Genomic DNA, 25,432 nt, shown 5'->3' with positions numbered 1-25,432 from the left:
TTATTCCAATAGAGGAGACAATGGCCCGACTTTTTCATATGTTGCTTCGAAGATATCAGGCTTGCACGGGTATAATTCACCCTTTACACCTTGAATGATGTAATCGCCTACGCTAACGTGATGGTCGCCCTCCAAAGTCTTAATAAAGCACTCGTCCTTATCATCAAAATAAATTACGCCATCATCATAAGCAGATATGCCCCAATCTGGAACACCTTTACAGTTTGCTCCGACTTTCATAAAATCTTTGCAAAATTCAAATGCTTCAATCTCAACAGGTTTCTTTCTGTATTTAGCCATTCGCTGCACCTCCGTCTGGCAACTGTTTAATAGCAAAAAGCACGGAATTAATACTCCGTGCTACTTTAACAACCTTATAATCTGCTCCTTTACCGCCCTCTGGCTTCCGGTCAACAAATACTTGTGACAGTTCATCAATCGGCAACGTAAGGTCACAGGAACAAATCACTTTATCATAATCCGTATTCACTCCGAAAGGCTCCGTTTGGGCTTCGGACCGGGCCGGGGACACATTCGCCCGGAACTTTACCGGGTCTGCATATCCAACCGCATAATCACCTGTCAGAAGCGGTTCGTCTGTCACCGGGTCATAGATGATGTTACCGTCCAGATCAGTTTCATAGACCGGAATATGATTACTGTAGAGCTGATACCAAAGTGCCTTTTTATTGCGTTTTAACCCTCGCATGTTTCCTCCAAAAGAAAAACAGCTAATTTTATTAGTTGCCTTACTTTTTATAAAATATCAGTTTGTTTGATTCTCTCATATGCATCGTTCAAGTGATTCACAGCATATGCATCTGCATATTTTTCACTAGGTATTGCATGATATTCTGTAAAATACCTTATAAGCAATTGCTTATCTTTATAAGTAAATCGTGATTTTCCGTCTAGCTTTTGCATTATATCTTGTTTTAACTCAAATACTTGACGACGTTCTTTCTCCTCTGGTACATTATAGAAATAAGGGACCTTACCTTTTTCGTTAAAATCATGCCAATGCCCAAACTCATGTAATATCAAAAATGTAGCAAAAAGCACCTTTTCATTTTTCGTTGTTACTTTGACAGTTTTATTTATCATCTGAATGGTCCCATCGTAATCATAACTCAAAGAGTTCTCGATGTGATGTAAATCATATAACTGATCAACATTTAACAACGGAATATATATTATGGCCGAATCACTTATATATTTCTTCTTTTCTTCCTCTATTAATGCTTCATACTCATGCCTTTTTTCATGACTTATCGATAAAAGATAGAGCAATTCACTTTTTTTATTTCTATCCGATAAATCATAATACTTTATTGGAGCATTTTCATTATTGAGTAACTTACTTATACTTTTTAATGTAGGTAACATTATATTCACTCCCCTTTCATCTCCATTATACGACAAAAAGGAAGTTATTGGAATTAATGATTTAACAAATTCTCCCAGACATTATAAGCATACCTGCCCACCACCATTATTCTGATATGCACCCTGCGTCCGGCCGGGAGGTTAGCCAGACACGCACCGTCTTAAAAATCAGATCTTATTTTTCAAACTCTTCCGGGTGTTCTTCCCTGTACTTTGCACACTCTTCCTCAAAGGAAGTTCCAGGGAACGTTTTCCAGCCTCTAGCCGCACAATAGGGGCAGTCATCAGGGTGCGACTTACCAGTAGCCGGACCATACTCTGCCATATGTTTCTTATGATAAATATCTTCAGCTGGACTTTCAGCTTTAATAACTGCATTTTTATAATCATAAATCATGATAAAATCCTCCTGTTTTCAAATAGTTAAAGTGGCATATTCGACACTTACAAAGTTTTTGCCATAGGCACCACATCAAAGTAAAGGTCATCTTCACTCTGATATCCACGGGAAATCCCGTTTTCAGAATGAGAACTCTGGCCTTCACTTCCCTGTTTAGACCAATAATAAACGGCGGCATCAAATACCACATCTCGGTACCTTGAAACCGCCGTTTCTTTTTCTGCGTCAGTATACCCATACGGATAACGCTTAGAGCATACTTTACGGATTGCTCGGTTAATGAGAATGAGCAGAACCGGATTATCCTGTTCGCTCACTTCGTCACCAAGATATGTACGCACATCAGCCAGAATATCTATTTCCACTCATCTCACCGCCCTTTATTCAGCCTTTGCAGGTCTTCCACGCTTCGGCTTATCGTTTTCACCAACAGTTTCCATAGCCTTTTGAATAGCCTTGTCTGCTGTTTCGGCATCTATCTTTCCAGAAAGATTACCGCCCTCATCATATGTGTTTATACTCTCATCAGAATTTGTCTCCAATGCCCCATCTGGGACATTGTCTGTCATTTCCGGTATCTCCATTGGGACATCTTCACCGGCTTTATAATATATGCCATTATGATTTACCATATATGGGAATCTCATATCACCTTATCCCCCTTACGCAACTTCTAACACAAAGGTTGAATCCATTCCCTCGTAAGAAGGAAGAACAATCTGCGATACAGATGTTGAAACCGCAACTGGAGGGCCGGGATCCGTTTTGACTGCAATGGCGACACCTCTATCAAGGATTGTGACATCCACTTTGCTGTCTCCAATCAAGGTTCTTTCTTCCGGGGTAGTTCCATACCATGTATTGCCAAGCATAGAATCTTCCGATGGCAAAAGTGTGACCTTATTATCCGGATAGAAATTCTCCTGGGTCACCCCGTCCTCTTTAATGTACATTTTATCGTAAAGCAATGGGATCAGTTTCGTCTTCTTCGTGAAGAAATCAGCCAACATTTCATCATCTAAGAAAATATTGGCAGTAGCATTCTGGGCCAGTATCGCTGACTTAATCTGCTCACTTTCAAGCAAATAGTCAAATGTAGCAGAAGTCATCAAAGCATACTTTGGTGTAACTCCAATTGACTTCAAAGCCTTTTTTGCCTGCCTGAAATCATTTAGTGGTTTTGATGTGGCAGGATTATCCCATGTAGCGTCACCGGAAAGTTTCAAATAATGATTTGCCTTATAGGAACCATCTGGATCGTAATTGTACTCATATGTAGTATTATCAGCCTCCAGATAAATCTTTGGAGAACCATCATCTGTTGCCAGAAGCTGCATTCTCATTCGTTCTGCAACAATATCCGCACCATCAACCAAGTTATTTGTATCATCATAGATACTCTGCAGAACAGATTCCACATAAGGGTCATCGCTTTCCCTAATACGCATAATTTCAATCATGTCCTCTTCTTTAACAATCATGGACTCACGGAAAAACGCCATCTGCGTCTTTTCGATCTTGAATCCCTCTCGGCTTCTAATGGTGGGCTTTGCATCAAAGCTGGAAGCCTTTAACGTAACTCCAAGCCCTTTGTGAATCTTGATCCACTTAAGGTCGATCCCCATTTTCTTTTTATTGGGGAAAAACTGCATCCCAAGATATGGGATTTTATTGCTTTCTCCCTCTGTACGATTCAAGGCAACTGCTCTTGAATTAAAAATTTCAGATAACTGCATAATAGTCTCCTCTCTTATTCAAATACAACCATAGGAAGAGCGGCTTTTGCCTCTGCCGAAATGGTTACGCCGGAATGAGCCTGTGCTCTTGTTGTGTTAACATATGCTTTCTTTAAAATAGTTCCAATAGGTCTATCCTCATACACGTCCCACAACAGGATCCCCTTAACCGCTTCTGTGTTATCAGAAACGCCATCTACGCCGATTGGGGTACCAGCCTTAACAACTTTTCTTCCATTTTCCGTAGCTGTAACAGCAGTAAAATCCAGCGTTACAGGAACACCCTCAAATTCAGCACGATTGAGAATTTCCACTTTTGCTCCAAATGTTACTGATTCAAATTGCATTGGCATATTAATTACCTCCTAAATAGTGACTAATCACTGAATTGTTATTTGTTGCAGAGCCTTTCTTGGCCAGACTTACAGCCATTTCCTCGGCTTTTGACTTCTGTCCCTCCCCACCGCCACCAGCTCCATTTGGATTTGGTGTATGTTCAAGGATCTGCTTTTCAAAATTTGCCTGCAGCTCTTCTTTTTGGCTATTTAATTTCCCAGTATGTATGTTGATAAAATTTGTAGCCATATTCTTGGAGACTTCTTCATCTTCATGTACGAAACCATCAATGAAGCCGGACCAATCATCTTCTGTCAATCCAGCCTCCTTAAGAATGCTTTCTACACTTAATCGGCTTATTTTTTTCGCAAATTCTGCTTCTTTAAGCTGTGCAGCATTTAAAGCTTTCTGGACCGCCTCCTCAGCTTTCTTTGCCTTTTCTTCGGCTGAAAGATTCTTCTCTTTTTCAAGTTCCAATTCTTCTTCAATAGCCTTTAGCCGCTCCAATTCTTCCTTATTGGCTTCCGCCTTTTTCTCTGCTTTCTGAACTTCACCACCAAACGAATTAAGGTATTTTGTTACCTGGTCATCTGTCGGCTGTTCAATTCCCAAATCAATTAAATACTTTTTGGCCTGTTCTCTGGTCATAATAATATCCTCCTTTAATCCACGCTTTTGATAACGCAGGTCGCACCTGCTGGATTCTGCTATTTGACGGATAGCTCCAAAATAAAAAAGAAAAGCTATTCGGCTTCCCCTGTTTTAACTGCTGAATTATTTGATTGGCTCTTTAGCAATTCATTTGCTCTTGCTTTTTCAACCTCGACATCTAACTGCTCTTGAGTTTTAAATACTGTGTCCATATAAGGCTGACTCATCAACCATACTTTTTCCGGATCTCCAAACAATCCACATGTTGTAAGTGCTATTAATGGGTGTATTTTATTTCTCAAAAGGTATTCCAATGACTGTGCTTTTACAAGCATATTATCAGTGGAATTACGGGTTATTTTCACATCAAAATCCCGAACAGTTAACGGAACATCATTAGTGGCCTGTTTGATGAGATTAAGCACGATTTGGCAATGTTTCTTTTCTGCTTCAATAATGAATGGTTCATCAAGTTTTGCCCGTTGCTCTGCAAAATCCCAACCATTCCGAAGATAGACTGCTTGCCCAGTATCACCGCCGGTATTCTGCTGACGATCCGGCATTCCCTCAACCACAAGCACTTGCCGGTATACATCATCTTTGGCGACCTGTGTCTGCTCCTGATCCAGTTGTTCCGTCATGAGCTTTACATCTGAATTATTAGTCTGACTGGCATCCTTAACCGTTATCGCACCTAATTGACACATCTTTATAAATTCATCTGACGTAATCTCACAGTTTTTAAAAAGCATAAATGCCTGGATAAACTGCTCAATGCCATTCATTCGATCAGACTGCATTTTGTTTATCTGATCCAAAGCTGTAATGACAACCTCAATATCAGACAATCGGTCTGGATTGTTAGGATATTCGGTTATCGGAATTCCGCCGAATCCGTTAATATTAGTCACTGTAACCTGTCCATTCTTAATTATGAAGTATTTATCCTCTGAAAAACAAAGATAATACTGTTGCTCATTTTCGTCTTTCAACTGCTGAATCGAAAGCATATCCCGGCCATCTTCCTGTGAATATACTACAATCGTATTTAGCGGCGTAGGAATGTGAATTCGGAAAGGAACTGGATCGTTCTTACCGGCCTTTAAGGTTGCCTTATAAGCAGTCCCTACGGAACTTTGCCATGTGCCAAGTTCAATGTCTCTTGCCTGTTTATGAGCGTCTCTCATATAATCATTAAGAGCGTCAACAGCCTTATTGATGTTCTCATCTTTTCTTCGGCTTACATATTGGATCGGTTCTCCATATGTCTGACCCGCCTTAAAACGGACAATCTCTAAGGCATGATTTTCAACCGTTTTATTATTGATTTCTGGACGGACCGCCTTTTCTCTGTATAAAATTGGCTGATCACCCATGTAATAATCATGGAGATACCGAATGAACGGCCTATTGTAATTCAGAACACTGACTGCTCTGCCAACCACTTTCAAGATATTTTCGGAAGTAATGGTGGAAACACCGGTATACGCTACCTTGCGTCCAAATGCACCCTTGCAAATATCTATATAATTGAGCTTATTCATCCGCTTCTCACCTTCTTTGGCTTAAAAGTCATTCCACTAGCACACTTCCATTTCGGGTGTTGTGAATTTCTATCTCTCCAAATAGATTCTTTTTTATTCTGTTCTGATTTTTCAGTTTTCTTTTCCATAATTCCACCCACGAAAAATGCGCCCAGCCGAAGCCAAGCGCATGTTGATATACTTTTCACTGATACCATATTATCATATTATGAATGGGAAATGTGGGAATCTTAAAATATGTTCGTAAATAGCAATTTAAACAACAAAACATATTTAGCGGCAGACTTTTCAGCACAGCAGGCTATATTGAACACAGATTATTGTTATGCAATTAAATCTGGTAATATTGCGTTTGTGCAATTAAGATTTACAACAAATGCAACAATTGATGCTTCACTTAGAGTGATTCAGTTTCCAAATGCGCTCAAACCACCAAGAAGGCTTTATGGATTATGTATAAATACATGGGGAACCGAAGTTGTACAGTTTGAGCTTGATCCAGAGGGTAGAATATTCAAAGCAGGTGCAATGAAAACGTCTACAGATTACATGCTATCCACGAGTTATATTTGTCAATAAACACAATGATCATTTAATTCCATAGATCGTTACTCCGTTGGAACAGTTAGTGATAACACCAATATTAACCGTTGTGTCATTTGTGGCTCTTATGGAAAATTGTCGTACTGTACTGCCGTCATAAAAAGATGCGTACAGTAAAGCATCTCCTTTAAACACGCTGTAAGGAGCAAAAACTGAACATACTGCATTGTTTGTACCCTGCATACCGCAGGCATAGATGTACTTGTAAGCTGACATATTCGGTACGGTTGTAGCTCCTGTTGCTGTAATAACTGCAATCTGAGTCACGACACCTCTGTTATTTAAATTGCTATTTTGCCTAAAAATCATATTTAAAATACTTATTAACAAAACCAGCCATCGGGCTTTCATCATCACATTGGATATAGTCTAAATCATAATCATAGAAATATAAATATGCTATACTCTTTTTTTTATCAGATATTCCAATCATACCAAATGACTTGGGATATTCTGCTTTATAACTGTCACTTCCGTTTACAACTTTAAGCTCGTAGTTATTTATTGAGAATTGATACTCGGGAATATAATATTTTTCTTTATCAAAATCTGAAACCACTTTATGGTCTAAAAACTTATACTTCTCTGTTAATTTTTCTTTTTCCTTTTTATATATTTCCTCATCATACTTGACGACAAGCATTAATGTTTCTGTCTCAAACAATATTATTGAAGCACGATTGTATTCGTATGTTATAGCTTGAGATGTGGGTAAATCTTCAATGGCCGGCATAAAATTTTTCGCATATGTATCAATCTGATTCCCACTATTAAGATATTTGCTTTCATCTGTTTTATTTGCCTTTTTAAAGACAGTAAAGCTTAATAATAAAAAAATAATAAATATAATTATAAATAAATACTTTCTTTTCATATTTAATCATCACTCCTAAGATATATTTATTATAGCACATTCAAACTCAACTTCAACAAATATCCATTATAAGCATTTTACGAACATATGTTTGATTTATTTTTCTAAATATGTTATACTATTTTTGAAAAGAGACCAAGGAGAAATTGCTATGGAAAAACAATTTAAAAAAGATGAATGTTTCGTTTTTATTGAATCCGGATTAAATGCTTTAGAAAAAATAGGCTGGTATGGCGAAACCAAATTTATATGTCCTGTATGTGGTTATGATAATGCCAATGCTAAAAGAATTAAAACGCCTAATAAAGTTCGTAATAAGTCTACTTGGTTATATTGTGAAGAATGCGGAATGCTCGCTCATGGATAAAATATTAGAGGTAAAGACATAAATGTCCCTACCTCTTTTTTTGTAGAGTGACCATTTACATTATTTAGTTCTTAAGCGTTTCTGATGACAAAGCGGGTCTTATAACTATCATATTTCCATAAATCGCTGCTTCTAAAACTTGCCCTTGTTTGAAAATTGTGTGCGAAATACACGTATCATTTAGATAAATTGATTTGCCGCCGAAGTGAATTATATTGATTGCTTTAAGATTATCGTCCATGTGGCTATCCTTTCTGCCACTCTACATGCCTATTATATCATGCCCCGGGAAGCATGCAAAGTAGTTTTTAATGCAGACCCGGAACATCTCCCTACATTTTCCCTGAAATTTCCACTATTATTCGAACATACATTCGACTATACTGTAATAAATATATGTAGGGGTGATAAAATGAACAGAGTTATATTTCATATCGATGTGAATTCGGCATTTCTAAGCTGGGAGGCTGTATATAGATTGTATCATCTTGGTGGCAAGTTAGACTTGAGAGATATACCCTCGGCTGTTGGTGGTGACGTAACAAAACGCCATGGTATTATACTTGCTAAAAGCATTCCTGCTAAAAAATATAATATAAAGACTGGTGAGCCAGTAACAGATGCTTTGCGCAAATGTCCTGATCTTGTTCTGGTCCCGCCTAACTATAATCTTTACCAACGATCCTCTGATGCGTTTCTTAATATGCTCAAAGAATATAGCCCTACTGTAGAACAGTACTCTATCGACGAAGCTTTTATGGACATGACTGGTACTGAGTCTTTATTTGGAGAACCTGAGGAAGTTGCCAATCAAATTAAGGACCGCGTTTTCGGAGAACTTGGATTTACGGTAAATATCGGTGTATCCAGTAACAAGATCCTGGCAAAAATGGCTTCGGATTTCTCCAAACCGAACAAGACACATACCTTATGGGCACATGAAATAAAGGATAAAATGTGGCCATTGCCTGTATCTGATTTATTTTTTGTTGGCCGCGCAACTACAAAAAAGTTATATGGTATTGGAATTAAAACTATAGGAGAATTAGCCCAGACCGATCTAACAATAATCAAAGCTCATTTCGGCAAGCATGGTGAAATTATATGGGCATTTGCAAATGGTATTGATTTAACATCTGTAGAGCCAACCCCGCCTCCAAACAAAGGATATGGCAATAGCACAACTATATCATTTGATGTGATAGACCGGGAAACGGCTCATCTGGTGTTGCTGTCTCTCGCGGAAACATTAAGCGCCAGACTACGAGCGGATAATGTTAAAATTAGCGTAATATCCGTAGGAATAAGAGATTATAACCTGGAGTACTACGGGCACCAAATGACCATTGATACTCCAACAAACATCACACGTGAGATTTACGAAGTAGCCTGTCAGATTTTTGATGATGCGTGGAATAAGATCCCTATCCGTCATTTGGGCATACACACAAATCACGTGTCAACTGAAAGCAGCCGACAATTAAATATATTTGATAAAGTAGACTATGAAAAACTGGAGCTGCTGGATAAAGCAGTAGATGAAATTAGAAATCGCTTTGGAATGGATTCTATAAAGCGCGCAAGCTTTGTGAAAAGTAAATCCATAGATCATATGAGTGGTGGAATTAGCAGGGAGAAAAGGACTGTGGACTATAATAAACAGAATGTGTTGTAGGTGATATTATGGGGACATTTGGAATCGGATCAAATAACAATCAAATTGATAGCGGAGAAATTAGAGGTAAAATGTATCACATCGCTTGTAAGGCGTGGTTTACATCCACTTGTAGTCTCAGACCGCTAAGCATTAAGTTTGAGGGTGATGACGGTATAATACAAACAATATCTAATATAACAATAAAATGCACCGAAGATAAAAATTATAATGGGATTCCTTCAAAGGAGTTTCTCTGTGAGGCCATTATCGGCGGCATATGTCATGAATTTAAACTAGTGTATTTCATGGACTCTTGTAAATGGGTTATGGTAATATAATATTGCAACAAGTGTAATACTACCATAAATTAAATAACATGAAAGGCGTTCAAATGATATGTGTGGAAGATATTATATTGAGATAGACAACGTTGAATTACAATCCATTATTGCTGCCGTAGAAAATAAAAATGCAATAAAAACCGGAGAAATATATCCAACAAACACTGCTCCTGTTTTATCTCCAAATGGAACCATGGCGGCAATGCGTTGGGGGTTTCCAAAGTTCGATGGCAAAGGTGAAATTATTAATGCAAGAAGTGAAACCGCCGCAGAAAAGAATACGTTCCGTCGCCCAATGATGGAAGGTCGCTGCCTGGTACCGGCAAGTTGGTACTATGAATGGGAAAAACAAGGTTCTAAAAAAATAAAATATTCACTGGCAGCACCTGATAATTCTCCCGTGTGGATGGCCGGACTTTCAAAGATTGATTCTAAAACCGGGGAATCTCTTTTCGTTATTCTGACACGTCCGGCTTGGTCAGGTATTTCCTTTATTCATGATAGAATGCCGGTGATTCTTCCGAAAGCATGTCATGATGAGTGGTTTAATGGTCACGATCCTGTAAGTACAATGAGCAAAGCTATAAATGAGGTTAAGTACAAATCAGTATGACACAAAAAGGCGAACTACCGTAATAAACCGGAAGTCCGCCTATCGTTTTACTCAGCTAATTCTGGATATCTCAAAGCTCAATCCGGATCTGGAGTAGTCAGCTCTATCGTCTATGTAATTCAATGCATTCTCCAAAATATTGATTCTTCGTAATGCGTGGGTCGGGGGTTCGAGTCCCCCCGGGAGCTTATGTAAAACCTCGTGTTTGCGGGGTTTTTTCTTATTTTAAGAGATTAAATTAGTTTTAAGAAAATTTAATTTCATCCAAATGACTAACATTTGACTAACGTTTTTATATAAGCTGAGATGAGCTTCTTAAAAAATCGCAAAAAAGCACTATCTTTATGATAATGCTTTTCATAGATCCTAAATTATGCTTTCGCCTATGTGTTTAAACCTAATTTAATTCATAATATTTTCGATATTTATTTAATATGGGAGTCTCATCAATACAAGCCAAAAGAATTTCACTTTCATCTCCTTTTTCAAAATCCAATAACCCCATTTTCACTTCTTCCGAATACTTTTTCCAAACATATTTTATTGCCGTTGATAAAAACAGTTCTCCAACAAATCCTTTATTCGTTGCCTTTTCCAATACTTTTAGCAAAAGGAAAATAAAAACATATATAATCCCAAAATAAGGTAATTCACTTGTTATCTGTAATCCTTTGGCTTTTGAAAGGCCCAAACTTAAAAATCCAAAAACTATAGTTAAACATATCCAGTATGATCTGGCAACATAAATTAATATTCTTTTTAGTCCCAATTTATTTTTATACCTTTTAACTGCCGATCGTATAATATTTTTCCTATTACTCTCATTAATGAGAACTTGAATATCCTTTTCTGTCTCTAATTTTTCAACTGATTTTTGGAGACTCATCGTTTCAAGCTTAATCATTTCTTCAACTGACGTAGCCAGCATTTCAACTGATATTTCTTCCATATCTCCAGCTGTGTTTTTTATCAATAATTCTTCCAGCTTTTCTTTTCTAGCAATAGAAATATCAATTACATCAATGTTATGCTTCTGTTTTAATTCTTTGGCAGAGGTTCTTAATTTTTCAAAAAAGGCAGTATTGGCCTGCTGTGCAGCATAAGCATTCCTAGCTAAAGTCAACAACGGAATAGTTGTTGAATTCTGTGCTTTTGGCAACCATAATCGACACATAAGCATATTGTCTGAAATAATCGGTAATGCATTAGGATTCCACATAGCAACCCCTTTATCATCTGCTCCAAACCTGTGGATATATTCTTTAATATCCCAAACCAGAGCTGTATTGGTTGTGATAAAAACAGGCAATTTTTTACGTCCTCCATATTTGACTGAATAATCACCCTTTCGCAATATATTAATATAATTTATTGAATCAATATCATTTTCTATTGCTCTTTCTTTCCATCGTAAATGCTTGCACTTAACAAACTGTATTAATGCCTCCGAGTCTAAATTATTCTTATAATTCTTCTTTTCTTCCCAATCGACAGAAGGTTGTACTCTAAATCCCAATTTTCTTTCTATGGTTGCTCTTGCAGATTGGCTTTGCAATCTTAAATCGTAATCAGTACATTTGTTTAACTCTACATACATTCTTAACTCATAATCTGCAATAACCTCACCCCTTTTTAAGGTTTCAGCTGCATTATATAAGGCAGATTCAATTTCTCCAACTGTATGCTCAAAAACACAAATATTTCCACCATATTCTTTTTCAATTAAATCTGATAATTCTTTCGTAGACTCAATTTCCAGCGTCCATGAATATCCCATTAACCGTAAAATTAATTTAGTATCAAAGTAAAAATTCGTTCCTTTAAACTTTTGGTTACGGTCCTGATTATAGTCATTTGTTTCATACAATCCAATATAAATCATCATTCCATTTACTATATCAATAAGATATTCTGTTCTTGCATCATTACATTCAAGTAAATGGGATACATATTTTCCAACATACCAATCATTGGACACAAATTTTTCTTTTTCAACTTCTTTAACTGCTTTTTCTGCAAATATTGCAACAGCATTTCCACGAACCAATAAAAAATTCGTTAAATATTCTCTAGCCTGTTGATAGTTCCAATTTAATTTATAATCCTCAGCATAAGACATTAGTCCATTAACTAATAAGCGTTCTTTATCTTGCAATTGAGTTTTCTTTACTTCAAAACCACTTAAATCAAAAGAAAAATCTTTAAGTAAATATCCTGCACCTTTTGAAAGTCTTTCAATCTTTTTGTCTTTTTCTAAGATTCGACAACACATTTTTAGCATGTGCTGTGGCATTTTTAAGCCAAATTGCTCCGAAATTTTATCAGATAATTCGTCATGCCTCAACGAAGAGGCCGGTGTTATGATTAAGCATATCAAAACATAATTGCAAAATACTGTTAATGGATTATCTGTTTCTTTTATATAGGCTAAAGCAATTAATGCATTTTCATTCTTCACATCTATGTACCCCCCATTGATTGCCATTATACCACACTTTCCTTTCTATTTCATCCATATTTTACAATTATCTTCACCTAACTTCATTTCAAATATACTTACAATTTAAAGGTTGGTAAATAATTGGTTAGCTAACCCCGGATACTGCAATGCACCATCAGCATCAGGAGTTAACATTACAGGTTCAGTAACCATTTTACCATCCGCATCTACCGCATAAATCTTTCCGGAATTTTCTACAAGTTGTGAAGCACACATAACGCCGTCTGGTCCCAGGTAGTACCATGCGCCCTTGTGCTGATACCAGACGTTTGAGACCATCATACCGGCACCATCAAACCAGTACCATTTACCATCAGGATCCTGGTGCCAATCATTACGGACATACTCGCCGGTATCACCGTTGTAGAATCTCCATCCGCCGTCCTCCTGGAGCCAGCCGAATTTCTTTTCCGGTGTAGCCGTCAGAGCCGTCTTAAATGCCTCCCAAGTATGCTGTGTGTGATTATAAACATAAGGATTGGGACAAATCTTCCCGGTCACATCATAGTGCCGTATTACATGATCTGCAGAGATGTTGTACTTCGCCATCAGTTCCTTGGTCAGTTCAATGGCTGCCTGCACCGTAGCCTCCTCAAAATACCAATCCCAGCTTGTATCCGCCTGACTCCCCTTATTCCTAACACAGAGCTCGATCCCCAGGCTGTTTGCATTCCGGCATTCCGGGTGAGTATAGGTTTTTGCTCCGCAATGCCATGCTATGTTCTGATCCTCAACAGACTGCCAAACTCCCCCATCAAACCCGACATAATAATGAGCGCTGGCTCCAATGTATTGGGACGCGTAGTATTTACAGTTTGCTTCTGCACCTCCCAGGGCCCCAACATAATGGATCACGATGTACTTGATACGATCCAGAGTGCCGATATTATGGTTATACGGTGTAAGTAGTTTTTTAATCTCCATGATAATCCTCCAATCAAAAAGAAAAGGCCCGGGAGATCCCAGGCCCGAAAAGTTGTGACGTTACAACTTGTTATTCTTTTAGCTCCGGCAGTCCAGCTACCGATGTAAGTACGGAAAGGATCCCGGCCAGTGCTGTTGCTGATCCCACCATAATCCAATCTACACCGGACATTACCGCCGTTGTCCCGATTGTTGCAATAGCTGTCTGCGCCATCGTCTTTACCGCTCTTACTCCTGCTGCCTTTGCCCACTTTACCATATAATCTTTGTTCATGATATTATCCTCCTATTTTTAAATTTTGAATTATCATAACAATAATGCCGGTAGCAAGCGCCCCGGCAATGATATCAATAAATCTGTTTGCAAACGTCCGTTTCATGTTATTCCATGTTTCTCCTGGAGCTGCCTCCAATTTAGCCAACCTTTCCCCCTGGCTCCCCTGCTCCTTAAGCATTGCCTGCATATTAAGAGCTAATTCCTTTACCGATAGAACCAGGTCCTGTATAGATTTGCTCTGTTCTTCCTGATCTTCCATTCGGTGTTTCAAAGACTTTATTTCATGCTCATGGGCTTCCAATCTAACCGCAACCTCCGTTTCAGTCATGGCAGCACCTCCGTTTCATTTATTTAGATGCAAGGATCTCCTGTTTCTGTTCTTCGGTAATCCATTTCTTAATGACTGCATTCGCCAACATTGCAGTTGTCAGCGGGCCCTTGCCGCTATCAAATAATCTCATTAATGTATCAAACATGCTTATCCCTCCAAACTTGATAATACTAATGTGTCAACAGTTGCTCTTAATGATTTGATCTCTGCAGCCTGTTCCTTTACGGTTTCGGTCAGATCCGGTGTGCGAAAAGTGGCGGTTATGACATCTGCTGTGATGGAGGTCACACCATCTTCTGCCGTGCCGATAACCTGATCGGACTGTTTTGCCAGCTTGCCCGCATAAACTAAGTCAGACCGGGTCCAGTCCGGCTCTCCGGATAATCCGATCTGTACTATGCTTCCATTTTCTTTCAAGGCAGCTTCGATGGACTCGAAAGAAGCGGACCCTTTCAAAAAGGCAATGGTTCCACCACTTTCTCCAAGATTAACCCCGGCTGCGATCAGATCGAATTCCTGAGTACCAAACTTAATTCTTTCGATTCTTATATTACTCATAATTTCCTTTCCGCTCAGATGAGCATAAAAATAAGCCCCTTATGGGACTGTGATTTACAAGTTTCTTTTCTTCACTAAATAGCAATTTAAACAATATTTCCGCAAAGGTAGTAAACAGAGGTGAGTATGCTGGAAATCTGAATGAAATTCCAACCATCATCAATGTTCTTTCTGTATACAGGGCAGCAAGTAGTTGCACTAATCTTCCTGCTGCGTTCCACGGCATTGTAGAAACAATGTTTATTGACTCATCATCTTTCGCGATCCAAAAATTTACCTCATTAGAGGTGGCCCCTAGATTTTGGATAAGAACGAGGGTCAATACATGGGGATCTTGGGTCGAAAAATGAGCATTTAGGCCCTTTTATATGTCACCGATATAATTGGTGTGGCATTTATTGATGCACCAGAAAAATTACGTAACCTGACCAAACTGGATGTGATAGCCACAATACCGACAGAGGGATTCCCTCCAGACCAAAGCGAATACTGAAATGGAGTATATCCGTTTATGGGCGTAGGGGTGTACGAAATATCAACATAACCATTAGCCGGTACCGCTGTTTCCGGAAGCGTTTGTGATTGTGCTATGATTAGGTTCGGTAAATTGCTATTTAGTGCATTAAGGGCTGCGGTTAAATTGGCACCTGCAGTCAGCTCTGTACTCATGCCAATGCGCTCCGTAAGAGTATGTACATATGCAGCGGTATTGATCTTATTCTGATCATTGGCATCCATATTAGTCAGCATGTTCTTAAGTAAGGCGTTTTGATCTAAGTTCATTGTTGTTGCAATAGCCTTAGATATTTTCCCCAGCACCTGCGCAATTGCTTCCCCGGCTATAATATTGGCCAGTTCTGTGGCCTGCGTAAAGGCCGTATTCACATCAATTGCGCCGCCCGTCCCTACCGTAATACCTTGGCTACCCTTCACCATACCAGCAGTGGATTGCGAGGCAGTTTTAGCACTCAATGTACCATCAGCGCTAACCTCCGTTGTTACTCCGTCCGGCTTTACCGTTCCTACGCTGTCAGCCGTAGCTTTACTGGTTCCCTGGGCTGATACCTGCCAGTATGCCGTATTCGATGGCAGAGTTCCCAACGGCGGTTCTGTATGAGCTACATAGCTGCTACCGTCATAATTGACTAAATTCAACAATTCATATTTTGTATCAGGATTATATTCCCCCATAGGGCGGATCCCGATTGTTCCATATATTTCAGCCATTATGCTGTCACCTCCCCATAAAACTTTCCATTATTGTACCAAAACCTCATACCCTTGGCTTCCGTATCACTCATGAGCTGCATAGTGACAGGATCCACATAAAAATGTGGAACCGATATCTTAGCCGCCGCGTCCACCTGTTCTTTCAGATTCTTTGTTTGTTGATAATACCATTTTGCATTATCTTCCGGATCTTCCGGCACCACGCCGCCTATTGCATATCGTTTGGCCTGTAACGCACTATCAGAGGTTTCAGTGGCGCTCTGAGCTGCCGCTATTTGGCTGGCCCCTGCAGCTGCCGCTTTCTGTGTTGCCACCTGCTCACTGGCTGCTGCTGCGTTGGCTTTCTCCGTAGCCGTTTGTGCCGCTGCGGTTGCCGTATTCGTGGCAGCTGTAGCAGCTGTGGCTTTTTGCGTTGCAATCGTGGCCTGCTCCGTAGCCGTGCCGGCACTCTCTGCAGCGGATTGAGCATTCTGGATTACATTTTCCTCTGCGGTTTTCGTCTGCTCGTAATAATATTTAGCATTATCTATTTCACTCCCTGGAAAACTCTGATCTCCAAGCGTGTACCGCTTAGCAAATAATTGATACTGAAGGGCGGCATCACGGGCGGCCTGAGCGTCAAGCATATACTGCCGGAATTCTGTCTGAATAGCAGCATCTAATTTTGCCATGGTTACGGAACCATCAACAATAGTCGCCCGCATGACTCGGTCAGTGATCGTCATGGAGATAGTGGCCGTACTTGCTACCGAATAAACAAATCTGGTAAGATCAATGATCTTCTGCGTACCGTCTGCCAGGGTAAGCACTAACTCATTATCATCGTTGATATCAAAGTTTGTTACTACCTTTTCAATATCCAGATCATAAGTCTTAACCGTACCATTTTGATAGGTTATTGTTAATATTCCGGTGTCAGCGTCCACCGTAATGTCTTTTACCAAAGCATTAACCAGGGATTTATCTGCCTTGCTTGCGTCCAGCTGTACGGTCCTGTTATCCAGTTCCTTTACTCCATTTTCCGTGTGAAGTAAATTAGTCCGATTTAGTGCTGTTTTCTGCGATGGCAAGTTCTGCCAATCTGTAACGGTGTAAAATGGTTGCAATGCCATTAACCTTCACCCTCTTTCTTTTCCTCCTCATTGACCCTAGCATCAATGTCGGATAACTTTTCCCATTTACTATGGACAGGCCTTTTAGAGGGAGTATCACTAACACTGGTCTTTTGTTCAGGCGGATTCTCCCAATCATCCGAGGAATAATGATTTTCTTTCTTTTCAGGTTCCTTAATTTCACCCGGCGTTCCCAGCTCCAACATTTGCGCAATGGCCGCTATCTGCTTGGCATTCTGGATCCCGGTCACTGTGACAGCATTCAGCATGTATTGAATTTGCAGCACCTGCTCCTCTGTAAAAGTAATTACTTTATTCATAGACTCTCCTTTCTTAAAGTGAATTGCCATATTCTCCCAAATCTTCTATACTGTGATTACAGGTCATGCCCGGCCAAGTACAGAAGAAAGGAGAAAAATAACATGGCTTTGGATCCTAGAATCAAAAAAGTTGCTGTAGACTACACCAAAGAATTGATGGTAGCCAAATTGTCAAACTCAGTTATCACGATGGAAGAAAAGACCGGAAAGAACGTGGCCTTATTTATGCGTGAAATTTACAATGAGTTTGTAGAATTACTTGAAGATACATACGAATCAGAATGATCTCGTAATCTTCCATAATTCAATCAAGGCCAATGCTGCTTCTGGGATAATCTCTACTTCTTTCTCAGAAGCAGCATTACTTGAAACTCTTTCAATGAAATCTAATAGCGCCTTTTCTAATCTTTTCTGTTCTTCTGACATCTCCTTCACCTCCACTTTTTCCACGTAGGATACTGTTAACTCATCACACGCTCCCGGAATTCCAGTTGCTTTTTCAGCATTAAAAAGTCTCACCAACGGCCAGCCTTCCGGACCCGGGAGCGTAACAACAATAGGTTTTTCTTTATAATCTCTTCCGTTGATCTTTAAAACGCCAACATCGATGTCGATTTCCAAACTATGTATTTCCATTGCTTCTTACTCCTTTCGGCACACAAAAAGAGCGGGGAATAATCCTCGCTCTCTGTAATAGTTTTTATTAAATTATTCGTGGCTTGTACATTCAGGAAGGTACTGCGTTGCAAGCCAGTCCTTAAACTCTGCACTGTCAGCCGTCACAAGGCCATCTGCACCAGTCTTAAGGCCATCATAGTACTCATAATCGGCCTTCAGTTCTCCATAGCCTGTAAAGGCATATAGAACGCCGTCAATCTTAGTTACTCCCACCGGAATTGTTTTATCGTCAAACTCGAATGACCAGATTCCTTCTGAAGACTGGGACCATTTTCCGGAATAAGTGTCACGGTTCTGTATACCTTGCCAACCACGCACCATTCCAAGGTCAAACATTCTTTTGATGTTACTTATTTTAATGTCTTCTGACATTTTAAATTGTGCGCAAGTATCATCGCTTAACCATGTCCACCCTTTACCAAGTTCTTCGTTTAGTGGTGATGGGCGTTCAGGTTCTCTATATTCTTTCCCCATGGCAAAAGCATTAAAAGAAAATAAGGTGATAAATAATACAGCTAATATAGATACTATTTTTATTCTTTTCATTGACATTACCTCCTTATCTGTATTATATCCACTATTTTCTTTTAAATCAACCCTCCTTCCTATTTCTTATGAAATATGAATATTTAAGGCCATCATGGTAATCTGTTATAAATATCTTTCAGCATATCCACGAGACTCCAACCAGCAACCCAGGGATCGTCTAAATATATATCATTGCAATTAATTTGTTGAGTATTCATTCCACCCCATCCAATTCTTGTTGTAACGGTCCCTCCCCTTTTAAATTCAAGGGCTGGACCGTTACCAAGCGGCCATGCACTCGTATAGAGCCATATTTCATCATTCTGACTAAAAAAGGCCCCATATTGATTTCCGGATACTCTAAACGCTCCCAAATCTGTATAATTAGAATTAATACTTATAGGTCCCAGATCAATATTTCCCGCATTAATAGCAGCATTCCCTCCTGAATCCACCCAGAAAGTACCGTTGCCTATATTGATGGAGCCGCCACTTATGGAAGAACCAATCACCTGAGCTCCTTGTACTCTTCCACTAAATGTGGCATTTCCATTTCCATCAAGTTGAAAGTTTGTACTGTTTACAATGAGCCTATTGCTGGATATCGTTACCTTATCACTCTCTACTGAAAGCTGTGAAGAAACATCACCCTTGCTTACCTTCAGGGCAATCTGATTTGCCGTCTGCGTAAATCGGGAATTGGTATCATTGGCAAGATTCGTTACCGATGTAGCAATCTGATCAGCGCGAATACTCAATGATGCTTCGGCTTGTTTTGCCCTGGTAACTTCCGCAAGGATCTGGTCAGCTGTCACCTTAAATTGCGCTTCGGTATATTCCTTCAGATCTGTTACCCTAACAGATACTTCTTCAACTGATTTCTTGATGACAGCTGTCTTACCTTCCAATTGAATAATCTGATCACTTAGGCCGGTTCTCTGCTCCTGTTCAATATTGCCGCTAGCCTCGTAAGTATCCATCATACCCTGAATACCTTTCGTTGTCCGCTTAAGACAATAGGTTTCAATCACATCATCAGTAGTATAGCAGATAATGCCGTCCCCAACTTCCACCCAAGGAAGGGCCGGGCCAACGATTTGACACGGCCTATAAATCCTTCCGGAAACCTGATCATAAACCGTGGAAGCAATCGCAAGAAGCTGTTCAGCTGACTTCCCATATGCCAGGAAATTCCCCTGGATTACATAGCAGTTACTTCCCGGTCCATAGGAAGCCCCAACGTCACCTTCCTCCTGTCTGATCTGCACCTTGTCAATAGGATTGACCAAATAGTCTTCATAATGTGTTTCCGATTGCTTGTAGTAGGATAAAGTTTCCGCATTAGTCATCTCAGCGGGAAATAATTCATCATCAGGAAATAAGGTTTCAGATGGAAACAAACCGGAAGTTCCAAGGAATTTATATGTAAGCCTGCCAGTCTTATCAATATTTCCAAAGCACCCATTTATTTCGCATATAGCCATTAAAACCTTACGGCCATTCAATTGCTCTGGATCAATAGTTTTAGTCAACTGCATATCGTCCATAGGTAAAGTAGCCGTGATTTGTGTAACTCCCACATGAGCGCATAACGAATCCCGGAACTGCTTCAAAGTCATAGGAAAGGTAAGTCCCCGATACCAATCCGCTACATCAATATCAAATTTCAGCATTCTGTCATAAGCAACAATCTTTTTCATTCGTCTATCAGCCTGACGCTCAAAACTATCTACCCTATAAATACCCAACGCCATTTCATAACCACCGATTTCAACAGTGGCCATAAATTCTTTTCCAGTCAGGTCCATCAAAACATCAGCCACCGTTATCTCAAACTGTGATGAATTACATTCTCCAAATGCCAAGTCTTGACTTGCGCATAGATTTTCCTCTATTGCCAGTGATTCAGAATAAATCTGACTGTTATCTATCACATAGACCGGTTCCTGATCAACTGGAAATAAGTCATCTGATGGGAAGAGTGTATCTTCTGGAAAAAGTAGCCTTATCTCCTCATCATAAAAACGAAGTTTCAAATGCTTTACAGTTTCTGACCGGGCATTATCTGCCCGAAACAGTTCTTTTATTTCTTCTGGGATATTCAGCATAGATCTAGCCTCCTTAATACTCGGTTATTGTTATCTTAATAGGCTTGTATAGTATATCCTTTCTTTTCTCATCAATATTTACAATTTCATACGGAATATCGGAAATATAAAACGCCCCCGACTTATACGAGGACGTATTGGGATTCCAATATTCTATTTCACATTTTACCCTGTTACCATGGGGGACAAAGGCGTTTAGTCTGTCAACATCTCTCAATCGCAGATGCGTGGTGGAGAATTCCATGGACGTAGCTGTATGTGGCAATACGTTACGATGTAACTCCCCACTTCCATCTCTGTAGGGGTCCAGGTCCATTATCTGATCTGGTATACATTTATAGGATTCCAGCGCAATCAATTCAGTTGGAAACACTGTTCCATTTATTTTTAATAGCCAGCCTTCAAATGCCAAATCCCCACCTCCAGACATAACAAAAAGCGCCATCTCTAGGATAACGCTTTCTTTTCATTCTATACCACAATATCATTTTAACATATATGAAATGGGAAATGTGGGAAATTTTCTTTTAGTCATAAGTATACCGCACAATCGAATTTTTCCCATCATTAAATAAATCATCTCTTTGTAACAAAATTCTATATGCATTGTCATAAAATGGAGAGGGGAAAAGATTATTGAATTTTACAAGTTCTCCATCCCCCAACCAAGAATAGACTATATCATTTCGAACCTTCAATATGCCTACGACATTTCTAGAGATATCATAATCACAAGAATTATCATGTAATCTTTTTTTTAGTATAATTGCATGTTGTGCATGTGGTCTTAAAAAAGTTGAAGGTAATGCAATTCTTAAGTCAATTGTTATTATATCATTTCCGTTTTCAACACCATTAATTGCTTCATTACTATCTGCCGCAATTAACATAACATATTGATACCTTAACGGATCATCGCCTTTTAATATTCTCGTTATCATTTCAGAACTATAATTATTTTTAATTCTATTAATATATGTTGCGTAGGTAATTTTCCCTATACTTTGACAGTAATATTTATTTAAACCAAACCATAATGCAATCCAATGATTATCTACCGCATCAATGCAGCGAGTATTAATCCCATAATGCTGCAACATACCTTCAATAATATCATATGAATTTTTGTTATCCTTGTTTAAATGTATTTCTTTTGAAAATTTTTTATCATTTAAAGAAGCATTGATAATTTTTTTTAGTTTAGAAATTTTCATTCCACTTTTATTTGTTTTTTCGTGAAATAAACTGGGCAACAACGATTCATATAAATTACATTGTCCTCTGTAATAAACTTTTCCATATTCCTGATTTAAAAGTTTGGCATAACCAATAATTTTATTTAATCCATGACAGTCAAAAACTTCGTAAATTGGTGCGCTATGACCACTACTAAATTTAAAATCATCAACGTATATTGTTCCTCTTATATTGTTTTTTCCTAATACCTTTGGTTTTTTCATATTAATTCTCCATTAATGTTTTTTCTAAATAGTAAACAGATTAGTTCATTCAAGTTATATAAAAATATTATATCAATTCATACCTAATTGCAACGATATTCAATAAAATTCTATTTCTATTGTAACTAATTCAAAAACTTTTCAATCTTCTTTTGAATGGTTGTCCTATCATAATTCAATTTCTTTGCAATCTCGTCATAAGGCCAGTGTTCAACATATCTATAATACAGGATCTGCTTAATTTCCACCTGCTCCGGACCCAACTTTTCAAGAAAACATTCTATCTCCAATTTCATATCTTCAAAAAGCTGCTCGTTACCTTTCAAATCTATTAGGAGCTGCCGAACCGCCTTTTCCCTTTCTTCATTCGATTTCACGTTTGCCCCTGAAACTACAAAATGACATTCCGTAAATGGGAACTGCTTTAAAGATCCTTTCACAATCCCATATTCAGAAGTCAATGGATTATTTTCATAGTATTTTATCCTGCGCCTAAGACGCTTAATTTCGGATTCCAGATATGTATAAGTCGCTAAATATTCTCTCGTTAATTTCATAATCAAATCCTCCCCATATAAGTCTGCTGATTGGCTCCCAGGCCTGCACTTGGCGTATTCAATGCAACTTCTAAGTCCCAACCCAATTTGTAAACTCTATCTCTAACCGTTGCTGGTTTTAAACCATGCTCCCTACACACTTGAGCAAAAGATTTTCCGTTAGCAGGGCTTTCAAATGCCTTTTCAGGGGACCACCCACAAGTAATACGGTTATGAAATGTATCATACGTCAGCCCTAATTCATTACACCACACCATTAAATCTTTTGTCCGTCCTCGATAAGTGACAAATATTGAATCCCTTTTATTAAAAGCCTGCTGTTGCTTTGTGATCCATATACAGTTATCCGGCTCGTAATTGCCATTCACATCTTTTCGCTCTATGGTCAATCCGTTCCTGTATCCATTTGCTTTTGCCCAATCTGCAAATGCATCAAAGCCTTTAAGCCATTCTTCACATATCTTGATTCCTCTTCCACCGTAGTCTTTATAGCGCTTGCAATTAGGATTTAAACAGCGTTTTTTCATGCTATGATAAGAATTCCATAGACTTAAGTTTTCTTTCTTTGGATTCCTCAATGTTTTTGCCATATAGTAAAACCTCCTTAACACGGTCTCTGGAAAACTGTGACTTTAGCGCCACCCATATTTTGTGTGAACAATGCAAACTGCGCCCAGCCATCGGGTACATCATCATGAACGTTCTTACCTTTCACTGAATAACTAAGCAGAAAACTCATCATAACCCCATAATCACTTTTGGCTTTGTAAAGAGAAGAATCTTTGAATAAAACATGTTTCTTTACCCAGTCCGCATTTACGATAATCTTTGTTTCCTTATTGCTATCAGTGAATTTAGTGGTGATGTTACAACGGCCATTCTTTTGCTCCACCAGTTTATTCACTTCGTACCCTACCCGGCTACCGCCATTATTGCTTTCGAACTGGCACTGCTGCAGCTTATTATCCACTATTATTTGGGAGCACCTTTCGTATTGAATTCCATAGTCAGAATTATCATCACAAACACAATCCAGGCAGTAATAATCACTTCCGTACTGAGCCACGCAAGGAAGAAACATAAAGTCTGTTCCTTTGTCCTTCGTATCACATATTCCAAGTAAGGCATCAGGTTCTCCCTGCGGAAGTGTAAAGTATCGTCTTAATTCATCTTCATGATATAGCAGACCCTCACGTTCAATAGGCTGGCTTTTATAAAGACACTTATAAGAAATTTCGTCCATAGCCAGTGCCTGATCATTAAAGAAAGCTACTGAAAAGCCATTGTATTCATAGTCAAAGTTTGATTCCTCAGTCACTGGATCAATATCTGGAACCTCAATAAATCTCACTCTGTCGCTTTTTTGATATAGGTTTTTTATTCGTCCAATCACATCATGGACAGACCACCTCGTCGCTATGTGAATCTCTTTACAGCCGTCCATTTTTCTCTGTTTACCGTCCACACTGTATAGGGACCAAAGTTTATCTAACCGAACCTTATTCAGAGCTTCTTCAATGCCGCCAATAAGATCATCACAATACAGGTACCGGTTACACCTAACTTTACCGGCATTCTTTGAGCCAATGGACGTACACTGTATGTTGGGGAAAGGTTTGTATTTATTAAAATTTATTGTCTCAGTCTTGGCATTCGTACTTTCAAGTCTCACGTCTGGGAATATTTCGCTCCAGGTGTATTCATCTGAATTTGTAGTGATGTCATAAATACCGTCATAGAACATTCTGGTAATATCGCCACTATGGGAATAGAACAAACTGAAATCATCTGGGTGCTTGCCAATTACCCATGAGGCAAAGAACTTCTCCAAGGTCGTTTTCTGCGTCCCAGGTGGCATTGATATGCTTAAGATATCCAGCCTATCATCTTCCAGATCCTGCATGGCCTGAATCAATCCATGCTTATTCAGCTGCTTGCGTTTCGGTAAATAAAAGCGATCCTTCGCTTCCCGATTCTTCTCCAGATAAATCAGATACGATTCGAATAAATACGGAGCCTCAAAATGCAATGTTTTCCAGTACAGATCATCCCAACAGGTATCCATTGTCTGGACAAATCTAGTGACGGCCCATTTCTTGATAAACCCGGAATAGGTCATGATGAAATCCCGTTCCTCAACGGGCAAATCCGGATTATCCTGCATTGTATATTGGAGTTCTGATAACAGAATGTTTAGAATGTCGTAAGAAGGCGGTGATTCAATCTGCCGCTTTAATTTTTTGATTATTTCCCGGTGTTCCTGGAAATCCATAGAAAAAAGCCTCCTTCCTCTGTTATTAACAAAGGTCCGAAGGCTCACAAGGCACTGGTTTAAATCAGA

At 39.0% G+C, this 25,432-nt stretch carries 34 protein-coding genes; 5 read left to right on the top strand and 29 right to left on the bottom strand.

Going from position 1 to position 25,432, the window contains the following annotated elements:
* The 11 genes from K401_RS0122430 to K401_RS33880 all read right to left on the bottom strand — a co-directional run bounded on the left by K401_RS0122430 (nucleotide 1) and on the right by K401_RS33880 (nucleotide 6,181).
* Nucleotides 1–300 (bottom strand): hypothetical protein, encoded by a 300-nt coding sequence (locus K401_RS0122430; RefSeq protein ID WP_024295050.1) that lies wholly within the window; start codon nucleotides 298–300, stop codon nucleotides 1–3.
* Entirely contained in the window at nucleotides 293–709 is a 417-nt protein-coding gene (locus K401_RS0122425) for a hypothetical protein (RefSeq protein WP_024295049.1), read from the bottom strand. The genes K401_RS0122430 and K401_RS0122425 overlap by 8 nt, the downstream gene beginning before the upstream one ends.
* A 47-nt stretch (nucleotides 710–756) precedes the next feature.
* Nucleotides 757–1,386, bottom strand: a complete 630-nt coding sequence (locus tag K401_RS0122420) for a hypothetical protein (protein WP_024295048.1) — start codon at nucleotides 1,384–1,386, stop codon at nucleotides 757–759.
* A 175-nt stretch (nucleotides 1,387–1,561) separates the two neighbouring features.
* Nucleotides 1,562–1,783 (bottom strand): hypothetical protein, encoded by a 222-nt coding sequence (locus K401_RS0122415; protein ID WP_027352348.1) that lies wholly within the window; start codon nucleotides 1,781–1,783, stop codon nucleotides 1,562–1,564.
* 47 nt (nucleotides 1,784–1,830) lie between these two features.
* On the bottom strand, nucleotides 1,831–2,151 hold the full coding sequence (locus K401_RS0122410) for a phage head-tail connector protein (RefSeq protein WP_024295047.1): 321 nt from the start codon (nucleotides 2,149–2,151) through the stop codon (nucleotides 1,831–1,833).
* 15 nt (nucleotides 2,152–2,166) lie between these two features.
* Nucleotides 2,167–2,433 (bottom strand): hypothetical protein, encoded by a 267-nt coding sequence (locus tag K401_RS0122405; protein WP_024295046.1) that lies wholly within the window; start codon nucleotides 2,431–2,433, stop codon nucleotides 2,167–2,169.
* Nucleotides 2,434–2,448: 15 nt separating this feature from the next.
* The gene (locus K401_RS0122400; protein WP_024295045.1) at nucleotides 2,449–3,522 is read right to left on the bottom strand and encodes a major capsid protein; all 1,074 of its coding nucleotides are present in this window, start codon (nucleotides 3,520–3,522) and stop codon (nucleotides 2,449–2,451) included.
* A 14-nt stretch (nucleotides 3,523–3,536) separates the two neighbouring features.
* Nucleotides 3,537–3,875: a hypothetical protein gene (locus K401_RS0122395; protein WP_024295044.1), complete on the bottom strand. Its 339-nt coding sequence runs from the start codon at nucleotides 3,873–3,875 to the stop codon at nucleotides 3,537–3,539.
* A 1-nt stretch (nucleotide 3,876) separates the two neighbouring features.
* Nucleotides 3,877–4,506 (bottom strand): hypothetical protein, encoded by a 630-nt coding sequence (locus tag K401_RS0122390; RefSeq protein WP_024295043.1) that lies wholly within the window; start codon nucleotides 4,504–4,506, stop codon nucleotides 3,877–3,879.
* A 95-nt stretch (nucleotides 4,507–4,601) separates the two neighbouring features.
* Nucleotides 4,602–6,053 (bottom strand): phage portal protein, encoded by a 1,452-nt coding sequence (locus tag K401_RS0122385; protein ID WP_024295042.1) that lies wholly within the window; start codon nucleotides 6,051–6,053, stop codon nucleotides 4,602–4,604.
* A complete protein-coding gene (locus K401_RS33880) occupies nucleotides 6,050–6,181 on the bottom strand; it encodes a hypothetical protein (RefSeq protein ID WP_278246377.1) in 132 nt (43 codons plus the stop codon). The genes K401_RS0122385 and K401_RS33880 overlap by 4 nt, the downstream gene beginning before the upstream one ends.
* Nucleotides 6,182–6,290: 109 nt before the next feature.
* On the opposite strand from K401_RS33880, the gene K401_RS0122375 reads away from it, so the two are divergent.
* Nucleotides 6,291–6,632, top strand: coding sequence for a hypothetical protein (locus tag K401_RS0122375; RefSeq protein ID WP_024295041.1), 342 nt, complete (start codon nucleotides 6,291–6,293; stop codon nucleotides 6,630–6,632).
* 322 nt (nucleotides 6,633–6,954) lie between these two features.
* On the opposite strand, the gene K401_RS0122365 is transcribed toward K401_RS0122375, so the two are convergent.
* Nucleotides 6,955–7,530, bottom strand: coding sequence for a hypothetical protein (locus tag K401_RS0122365; RefSeq protein ID WP_024295039.1), 576 nt, complete (start codon nucleotides 7,528–7,530; stop codon nucleotides 6,955–6,957).
* 151 nt (nucleotides 7,531–7,681) lie between these two features.
* Between K401_RS0122365 and K401_RS0122360 the strand changes: the two genes are divergently transcribed.
* The 3 genes from K401_RS0122360 to K401_RS0122340 all read left to right on the top strand — a co-directional run bounded on the left by K401_RS0122360 (nucleotide 7,682) and on the right by K401_RS0122340 (nucleotide 10,508).
* Entirely contained in the window at nucleotides 7,682–7,897 is a 216-nt protein-coding gene (locus tag K401_RS0122360) for a hypothetical protein (RefSeq protein ID WP_024295038.1), read from the top strand.
* 412 nt (nucleotides 7,898–8,309) lie between these two features.
* Nucleotides 8,310–9,572, top strand: coding sequence for a DNA polymerase Y family protein (locus tag K401_RS0122350; protein ID WP_024295037.1), 1,263 nt, complete (start codon nucleotides 8,310–8,312; stop codon nucleotides 9,570–9,572).
* 378 nt (nucleotides 9,573–9,950) lie between these two features.
* Nucleotides 9,951–10,508, top strand: a complete 558-nt coding sequence (locus K401_RS0122340) for an SOS response-associated peptidase (RefSeq protein WP_024295035.1) — start codon at nucleotides 9,951–9,953, stop codon at nucleotides 10,506–10,508.
* 397 nt (nucleotides 10,509–10,905) lie between these two features.
* Here the strand turns inward: K401_RS0122340 and K401_RS0122335 are convergent, their stop codons facing one another.
* The 9 genes from K401_RS0122335 to K401_RS0122290 form a co-directional block, all read right to left on the bottom strand.
* Nucleotides 10,906–12,993 (bottom strand): hypothetical protein, encoded by a 2,088-nt coding sequence (locus K401_RS0122335; RefSeq protein ID WP_024295034.1) that lies wholly within the window; start codon nucleotides 12,991–12,993, stop codon nucleotides 10,906–10,908.
* A gap of 78 nt (nucleotides 12,994–13,071) precedes the next feature.
* Complete coding sequence (locus K401_RS31450; protein WP_024295033.1) at nucleotides 13,072–13,932, bottom strand: peptidoglycan recognition protein family protein; 861 nt, start codon at nucleotides 13,930–13,932, stop codon at nucleotides 13,072–13,074.
* A gap of 70 nt (nucleotides 13,933–14,002) precedes the next feature.
* Nucleotides 14,003–14,206, bottom strand: coding sequence for a holin (locus tag K401_RS0122325; protein ID WP_027352349.1), 204 nt, complete (start codon nucleotides 14,204–14,206; stop codon nucleotides 14,003–14,005).
* Nucleotides 14,207–14,210: 4 nt separating this feature from the next.
* The gene (locus K401_RS0122320; protein ID WP_024295031.1) at nucleotides 14,211–14,537 is read right to left on the bottom strand and encodes a hypothetical protein; all 327 of its coding nucleotides are present in this window, start codon (nucleotides 14,535–14,537) and stop codon (nucleotides 14,211–14,213) included.
* Nucleotides 14,538–14,556: 19 nt separating this feature from the next.
* Nucleotides 14,557–14,685 (bottom strand): XkdX family protein, encoded by a 129-nt coding sequence (locus tag K401_RS33020; RefSeq protein WP_156945307.1) that lies wholly within the window; start codon nucleotides 14,683–14,685, stop codon nucleotides 14,557–14,559.
* Nucleotides 14,686–14,687: 2 nt separating this feature from the next.
* Nucleotides 14,688–15,098 carry a hypothetical protein gene (locus K401_RS0122310; RefSeq protein ID WP_024295030.1) on the bottom strand — a complete coding sequence of 137 codons (411 nt, stop codon included), beginning with the start codon at nucleotides 15,096–15,098 and terminating at the stop codon, nucleotides 14,688–14,690.
* Nucleotides 15,099–15,452: 354 nt separating this feature from the next.
* On the bottom strand, nucleotides 15,453–16,325 hold the full coding sequence (locus tag K401_RS0122300) for a hypothetical protein (RefSeq protein WP_024295028.1): 873 nt from the start codon (nucleotides 16,323–16,325) through the stop codon (nucleotides 15,453–15,455).
* Nucleotides 16,325–17,440: a hypothetical protein gene (locus K401_RS0122295; protein WP_024295027.1), complete on the bottom strand. Its 1,116-nt coding sequence runs from the start codon at nucleotides 17,438–17,440 to the stop codon at nucleotides 16,325–16,327. Before K401_RS0122295 ends, K401_RS0122300 begins: the two co-directional genes overlap by 1 nt.
* The gene (locus K401_RS0122290; protein ID WP_024295026.1) at nucleotides 17,440–17,760 is read right to left on the bottom strand and encodes a hypothetical protein; all 321 of its coding nucleotides are present in this window, start codon (nucleotides 17,758–17,760) and stop codon (nucleotides 17,440–17,442) included. Before K401_RS0122290 ends, K401_RS0122295 begins: the two co-directional genes overlap by 1 nt.
* A 102-nt stretch (nucleotides 17,761–17,862) precedes the next feature.
* Here K401_RS0122290 and K401_RS0122285 point away from each other — a divergent pair, with 102 nt between their 5' ends.
* On the top strand, nucleotides 17,863–18,045 hold the full coding sequence (locus K401_RS0122285) for a hypothetical protein (RefSeq protein ID WP_024295025.1): 183 nt from the start codon (nucleotides 17,863–17,865) through the stop codon (nucleotides 18,043–18,045).
* On the opposite strand, the gene K401_RS0122280 is transcribed toward K401_RS0122285, so the two are convergent.
* From K401_RS0122280 to K401_RS0122245, 8 genes are all read right to left on the bottom strand, one after another.
* A complete protein-coding gene (locus K401_RS0122280) occupies nucleotides 18,037–18,396 on the bottom strand; it encodes a hypothetical protein (RefSeq protein ID WP_024295024.1) in 360 nt (119 codons plus the stop codon). The two genes, K401_RS0122285 and K401_RS0122280, sit on opposite strands and share 9 nt — an antisense overlap.
* Nucleotides 18,397–18,468: 72 nt before the next feature.
* Nucleotides 18,469–18,984: a hypothetical protein gene (locus tag K401_RS0122275; RefSeq protein WP_024295023.1), complete on the bottom strand. Its 516-nt coding sequence runs from the start codon at nucleotides 18,982–18,984 to the stop codon at nucleotides 18,469–18,471.
* Nucleotides 18,985–19,076: 92 nt separating this feature from the next.
* Complete coding sequence (locus tag K401_RS0122270) at nucleotides 19,077–21,074, bottom strand: hypothetical protein (RefSeq protein ID WP_024295022.1); 1,998 nt, start codon at nucleotides 21,072–21,074, stop codon at nucleotides 19,077–19,079.
* A gap of 13 nt (nucleotides 21,075–21,087) precedes the next feature.
* Complete coding sequence (locus K401_RS0122265; RefSeq protein ID WP_024295021.1) at nucleotides 21,088–21,486, bottom strand: DUF6711 family protein; 399 nt, start codon at nucleotides 21,484–21,486, stop codon at nucleotides 21,088–21,090.
* Nucleotides 21,487–21,601: 115 nt separating this feature from the next.
* The gene (locus tag K401_RS0122260) at nucleotides 21,602–22,534 is read right to left on the bottom strand and encodes an FRG domain-containing protein (protein ID WP_024295020.1); all 933 of its coding nucleotides are present in this window, start codon (nucleotides 22,532–22,534) and stop codon (nucleotides 21,602–21,604) included.
* A 125-nt stretch (nucleotides 22,535–22,659) separates the two neighbouring features.
* Nucleotides 22,660–23,091 carry a sigma-70 region 4 domain-containing protein gene (locus tag K401_RS0122255; protein WP_242842329.1) on the bottom strand — a complete coding sequence of 144 codons (432 nt, stop codon included), beginning with the start codon at nucleotides 23,089–23,091 and terminating at the stop codon, nucleotides 22,660–22,662.
* 2 nt (nucleotides 23,092–23,093) lie between these two features.
* Nucleotides 23,094–23,681 (bottom strand): hypothetical protein, encoded by a 588-nt coding sequence (locus K401_RS31445; RefSeq protein WP_024295019.1) that lies wholly within the window; start codon nucleotides 23,679–23,681, stop codon nucleotides 23,094–23,096.
* Between the two features lie 14 nt (nucleotides 23,682–23,695).
* A complete protein-coding gene (locus K401_RS0122245; RefSeq protein ID WP_024295018.1) occupies nucleotides 23,696–25,363 on the bottom strand; it encodes a hypothetical protein in 1,668 nt (555 codons plus the stop codon).
* Nucleotides 25,364–25,432 lie beyond the last annotated feature (69 nt).

This window comes from Lacrimispora indolis DSM 755, assembly GCF_000526995.1.
Lineage (GTDB): Bacteria > Bacillota > Clostridia > Lachnospirales > Lachnospiraceae > Lacrimispora > Lacrimispora indolis.
The sequence above is the reverse complement of the archived record's forward strand: the minus strand, read 5'-3'. Positions and strand labels throughout refer to the sequence as shown.

Bases quoted from the DNA above. Each gene is read 5' to 3' on its own strand.
- K401_RS0122430 (WP_024295050.1), bottom strand. From the start codon at position 300: ATGGCTAAATACAGAAAGAAACCTGTTGAGATTGAAGCATTTGAATTT.
- K401_RS0122425 (WP_024295049.1), bottom strand. From the start codon at position 709: ATGCGAGGGTTAAAACGCAATAAAAAGGCACTTTGGTATCAGCTCTAC.
- K401_RS0122420 (WP_024295048.1), bottom strand. From the start codon at position 1,386: ATGTTACCTACATTAAAAAGTATAAGTAAGTTACTCAATAATGAAAAT.
- K401_RS0122415 (WP_027352348.1), bottom strand. From the start codon at position 1,783: ATGATTTATGATTATAAAAATGCAGTTATTAAAGCTGAAAGTCCAGCT.
- K401_RS0122405 (WP_024295046.1), bottom strand. From the start codon at position 2,433: ATGAGATTCCCATATATGGTAAATCATAATGGCATATATTATAAAGCC.
- K401_RS0122400 (WP_024295045.1), bottom strand. From the start codon at position 3,522: ATGCAGTTATCTGAAATTTTTAATTCAAGAGCAGTTGCCTTGAATCGT.
- K401_RS0122395 (WP_024295044.1), bottom strand. From the start codon at position 3,875: ATGCCAATGCAATTTGAATCAGTAACATTTGGAGCAAAAGTGGAAATT.
- K401_RS0122390 (WP_024295043.1), bottom strand. From the start codon at position 4,506: ATGACCAGAGAACAGGCCAAAAAGTATTTAATTGATTTGGGAATTGAA.
- K401_RS0122385 (WP_024295042.1), bottom strand. From the start codon at position 6,053: ATGAATAAGCTCAATTATATAGATATTTGCAAGGGTGCATTTGGACGC.
- K401_RS33880 (WP_278246377.1), bottom strand. From the start codon at position 6,181: ATGGAAAAGAAAACTGAAAAATCAGAACAGAATAAAAAAGAATCTATT.
- K401_RS0122375 (WP_024295041.1), top strand. From the start codon at position 6,291: ATGTTCGTAAATAGCAATTTAAACAACAAAACATATTTAGCGGCAGAC.
- K401_RS0122365 (WP_024295039.1), bottom strand. From the start codon at position 7,530: ATGAAAAGAAAGTATTTATTTATAATTATATTTATTATTTTTTTATTA.
- K401_RS0122360 (WP_024295038.1), top strand. From the start codon at position 7,682: ATGGAAAAACAATTTAAAAAAGATGAATGTTTCGTTTTTATTGAATCC.
- K401_RS0122350 (WP_024295037.1), top strand. From the start codon at position 8,310: ATGAACAGAGTTATATTTCATATCGATGTGAATTCGGCATTTCTAAGC.
- K401_RS0122340 (WP_024295035.1), top strand. From the start codon at position 9,951: ATGTGTGGAAGATATTATATTGAGATAGACAACGTTGAATTACAATCC.
- K401_RS0122335 (WP_024295034.1), bottom strand. From the start codon at position 12,993: ATGGCAATCAATGGGGGGTACATAGATGTGAAGAATGAAAATGCATTA.
- K401_RS31450 (WP_024295033.1), bottom strand. From the start codon at position 13,932: ATGGAGATTAAAAAACTACTTACACCGTATAACCATAATATCGGCACT.
- K401_RS0122325 (WP_027352349.1), bottom strand. From the start codon at position 14,206: ATGAACAAAGATTATATGGTAAAGTGGGCAAAGGCAGCAGGAGTAAGA.
- K401_RS0122320 (WP_024295031.1), bottom strand. From the start codon at position 14,537: ATGACTGAAACGGAGGTTGCGGTTAGATTGGAAGCCCATGAGCATGAA.
- K401_RS33020 (WP_156945307.1), bottom strand. From the start codon at position 14,685: ATGTTTGATACATTAATGAGATTATTTGATAGCGGCAAGGGCCCGCTG.
- K401_RS0122310 (WP_024295030.1), bottom strand. From the start codon at position 15,098: ATGAGTAATATAAGAATCGAAAGAATTAAGTTTGGTACTCAGGAATTC.
- K401_RS0122300 (WP_024295028.1), bottom strand. From the start codon at position 16,325: ATGGCTGAAATATATGGAACAATCGGGATCCGCCCTATGGGGGAATAT.
- K401_RS0122295 (WP_024295027.1), bottom strand. From the start codon at position 17,440: ATGGCATTGCAACCATTTTACACCGTTACAGATTGGCAGAACTTGCCA.
- K401_RS0122290 (WP_024295026.1), bottom strand. From the start codon at position 17,760: ATGAATAAAGTAATTACTTTTACAGAGGAGCAGGTGCTGCAAATTCAA.
- K401_RS0122285 (WP_024295025.1), top strand. From the start codon at position 17,863: ATGGCTTTGGATCCTAGAATCAAAAAAGTTGCTGTAGACTACACCAAA.
- K401_RS0122280 (WP_024295024.1), bottom strand. From the start codon at position 18,396: ATGGAAATACATAGTTTGGAAATCGACATCGATGTTGGCGTTTTAAAG.
- K401_RS0122275 (WP_024295023.1), bottom strand. From the start codon at position 18,984: ATGAAAAGAATAAAAATAGTATCTATATTAGCTGTATTATTTATCACC.
- K401_RS0122270 (WP_024295022.1), bottom strand. From the start codon at position 21,074: ATGCTGAATATCCCAGAAGAAATAAAAGAACTGTTTCGGGCAGATAAT.
- K401_RS0122260 (WP_024295020.1), bottom strand. From the start codon at position 22,534: ATGAAAAAACCAAAGGTATTAGGAAAAAACAATATAAGAGGAACAATA.
- K401_RS0122255 (WP_242842329.1), bottom strand. From the start codon at position 23,091: ATGAAATTAACGAGAGAATATTTAGCGACTTATACATATCTGGAATCC.
- K401_RS31445 (WP_024295019.1), bottom strand. From the start codon at position 23,681: ATGGCAAAAACATTGAGGAATCCAAAGAAAGAAAACTTAAGTCTATGG.
- K401_RS0122245 (WP_024295018.1), bottom strand. From the start codon at position 25,363: ATGGATTTCCAGGAACACCGGGAAATAATCAAAAAATTAAAGCGGCAG.